Source organism: Streptomyces sp. SID9727, from assembly GCF_010550605.1.
Taxonomy (GTDB): Bacteria; Actinomycetota; Actinomycetes; order Streptomycetales; family Streptomycetaceae; genus Streptomyces.
Genome location: NZ_JAAGNI010000463.1, coordinates 1 through 2,488 on the forward strand (window position 1 = coordinate 1; position 2,488 = coordinate 2,488).

Annotated in this window: 3 protein-coding genes; all 3 read right to left on the reverse strand. The window is 75.2% G+C overall.

The features are described 5' to 3' along the window. The coding region (locus G3I41_RS32125) for an FtsX-like permease family protein (RefSeq protein WP_343242266.1) at window positions 1-1,253 on the reverse strand (1,253 nt) is incomplete at its 3' end. Window positions 1,254-1,425: 172 nt separating this feature from the next. Continuing rightward, window positions 1,426-1,830, reverse strand: a complete 405-nt coding sequence (locus G3I41_RS32130) for a globin (RefSeq protein ID WP_164404058.1) — start codon at window positions 1,828-1,830, stop codon at window positions 1,426-1,428. Window positions 1,831-1,916: 86 nt separating this feature from the next. Next, a partial coding sequence (locus tag G3I41_RS32135) for an FHA domain-containing protein (RefSeq protein WP_164404059.1) occupies window positions 1,917-2,488 on the reverse strand: 572 nt, incomplete at its 5' end.

Genomic DNA, 2,488 nt, shown 5'->3' on the forward strand with positions numbered 1-2,488 from the left:
CCGCCCGCGGCCAGGGCGGGCGCCACGACGGCGAGCGCGCAGGCCAGCGCGGTGACGGCGGCGACCAGCCACACCTGGCCGGTGACGCCGGTGTCCAGGCGGAGCCCGATCCGGGAGAGCTCGCTGCGGTCGGCCAGGAGCCGGGTGAGCGGGCCGGAGAGCAGGGGGGCGACGACGGCCGCGGGCAGCGCGAGGAGCAGCGCCTCGGCGGACGCGAGCCAGGTGATCCGGGCCCGCGAACCGCCGCGCGCCCGCAGCAGTTCGGTCTCGCCCGCGCGCTCGCTGCTGAGCAGCCGGGCCACGAGGAGCAGGGCGTATCCGGCGAGCAGGACCAGCTGCACGGCCACGATCGTCAGTGTCGAGCGGGAGACCAGCAGGGCGCGGTCGATCTGTTCGAGGACGGTGGGCAGCGAGGTCCGCGCGGTGCCGCCGCCCTTGAACACGGGGGTGGCCAGCAGCTTCTTCGGGCCGGCTGCCGCCGCGTCGTGCAGCGCCTCCATCCGGTCGGTGGTGACCGAGCGGAAGTCGGCGGACGCCAGCCAGGACACCTCGCCCGCGGTCGTCCGGCCCGAGCCGAGCACGGTGGGGTCGGTGAGCAGGGGACCGTAGGTGGTGAAGGCCACCTTGCGGACGCCGCGTCCGCCGAGCGCGTCCAGCTGCCAGTACGGATCGGCCTGGTCGGCGGCCTTGTAGAGCCCGGTGATCACGACGTCCACCGGTTTGCCGCTCAGCCGGTCGGTGAGCCTCAGCCGGGCGCCGGGCTTCAGCGACAGCGTCTCGGCGGCGGACGCGGGCAGGGCGGCCTCGACGGGCGCGCCGCTCTTCCCCGCCCCGGCGGCGGGCATGCGTCCGGCGGTGAGGCGGACGCGGCTGCGGTCCAGCGAGGCGAAGTGCGTCAGGTCGGGGTCGCCGCGCCGGGCGGCCGGGTCCTGGAGGCCGCGCGGCAGCGCGTACGGACCGGAGGTCTCCAGCTTCCGCACGGTCACCGGCAGGCCGTCGAAGGTCTCCCGGGCGGCCTCGCGCGTCGCCGCGTCGGCCCGCTGCCGCTCGTCCGGCCCCAGCGGGGCGGAGACCACCAGGGCGGCCGGCACGGCGGAGCGGTGGGTGAGCGTGTGGCGCAGCGCGGCGTCGCCGACGGAACCGGAGAACGCGGTGAGCGCGGCCAGGACCGAGGTGGTCAGGAGCACGGCCAGCACGGCCGCCGCGAGGAGGAGCCGATGCGCCCTCACCCGCAGAAAGACGAACCCCGTCACCCGGCCCCCTAGTCACCGCTCACCGCACGCCCGCCCCCGGCGTCGCTCAGGATGCTTCCAGACGGCTGTGTCCGTGGAAACCGCTTACGGGTACACCTTGATGCATTCGTGACCGGTATCCGGCCGTGGAGCACCGGATTCCGCACGGATGTGGGCGGTCCGTGACCGGGGGTCAGCCGTCGGTGTTCACCATCGAGGCGGCGGCGTAGGTGAGGTAGTCCCACAGCTGCCGCTCGTGCTCGGGGGCGAGGCCCAGCTCGTCCAGCGCGACGCGCATATGGCTCAGCCAGGCGTCGTGCGCGGCGCGGTCCACCCGGAACGGCGCGTGCCGCATCCGCAGCCGGGGGTGCCCGCGCCGGTCGCTGTAGGTACGCGGTCCGCCCCAGTACTGCATGAGGAACAGCGCGAACCGCTCCTCGGCCGGCCCGAGGTCCTCCTCCGGGTACATCGGCCGCAGCAGCGGGTCCTCGGCGACGCCCTGGTAGAAGCGGTGGACCAGGCGCCTGAAGGTCTCCTCGCCGCCGACCTGCTCGTAGAAGGTCAGCTCCTGCACCGTGTCGCGCGGAATCTCAGTCACCCGTCCATGGTCGCAGACGCGCGGCGCGGCGGAGCGGCCGGTGAGAGGCTTCCCTCCTCACCGGCCGCTCCGCCGCGCGCCGTTGTTCAGTCCCGGCGGACCGTGATCGTCGTCCACGCGCCGACGTGCACCTGGTCGCCGTCCTGGAGCGGGACGGGGACGTACGGCTGGATCGGCTCCTCGGCGCCGTTGACCGTCGTGCCGTTGGTGGAGTTCTGGTCGACCACGGCCCAGCCGCCGTCCGGCTGCTGCACCAGCACGGCGTGCTGGTGGGAGACGCCCGGGTCCTCCGGCGGCACCGACAGGTCGATGTCCGGGGACTCGCCCGTGCTGTGCCGGCGGCGGCCGATCGTGACCTGCCCGCCGGTGAGCGCGAGCTGCTGCTCCGGGGAGTACGCGGGCAGGTTGAGCCCGGTCGCCTCGGGGCCGCTGCGCTGCATCATCGCCAGGAAGTACTCACGGTCGGGCGCGATGAACGCGGTCCAGTTGTCGGACAGCGGGGGCCGTCCGGGCCCGGGCCCGTGCTGCTGACCGTGGTCGCCGTGCTGCCCGGGGCCGGGGCCCTGCGGACCGGGGCCGCCGTGCTGCGGGCCGGGGCCGTGTTGCCCGGGCCCCTGCGGACCGGGACCGTGCTGCCCGGGCCCCTGCGGACCGGGAC